Here is a 469-nt window from a genome sequence, read left to right on the forward strand (position 1 = left end):
CCGGCAGCAAACAGCGCCAGGCCATAGAAGTCGACGAGGAAGGACAAGTCAGTGGACAAACCACACCGAGCAAAGATAAAGATGCCCGCCGGACAAAGAAAAACGGCCTCTACAAACTTGGTTACAAACAACATACCCGCACCGATGAGGAAGGCTGTATCAGGAAACTGCACATCACTCCCGCCAATACCCATGAGTGCAAACACCTGTCGCCTTTGTTGGAAGGAATAGCCTTGGCTGCCGCCGCTTTCATGCTGCGGCAGGGTGGGGCTGTAGTTGAGGCCTTTGTTCATGTTCTGGCCGGCGGTTTGGGACGCACGACCAAAGGCGCTTTGATTGAAGCCGTCGCTGCCTTTCAGGCTGCCGCCGTAGCCGGCACCGATACCCATGCTGCCGGCGCTGTAGCTGCTTTCGTTGCGGAGGTCTTCAAAAAGGGTGCCGCCGACATCGGCGTCGATGCGTCGGGCAT

The 469-nt window shown here is 57.4% G+C and carries 1 pseudogene; it reads left to right on the top strand.

The window, feature by feature from the left end:
• Nucleotides 1-230 (top strand): annotated as a pseudogene (locus HMPREF2865_RS11850) (transposase); the annotation flags it as partial.
• Nucleotides 231-469 lie beyond the last annotated feature (239 nt).

The organism is Neisseria sp. HMSC073G10 (assembly GCF_001812605.1).
GTDB lineage: Bacteria > Pseudomonadota > Gammaproteobacteria > Burkholderiales > Neisseriaceae > Neisseria > Neisseria subflava_A.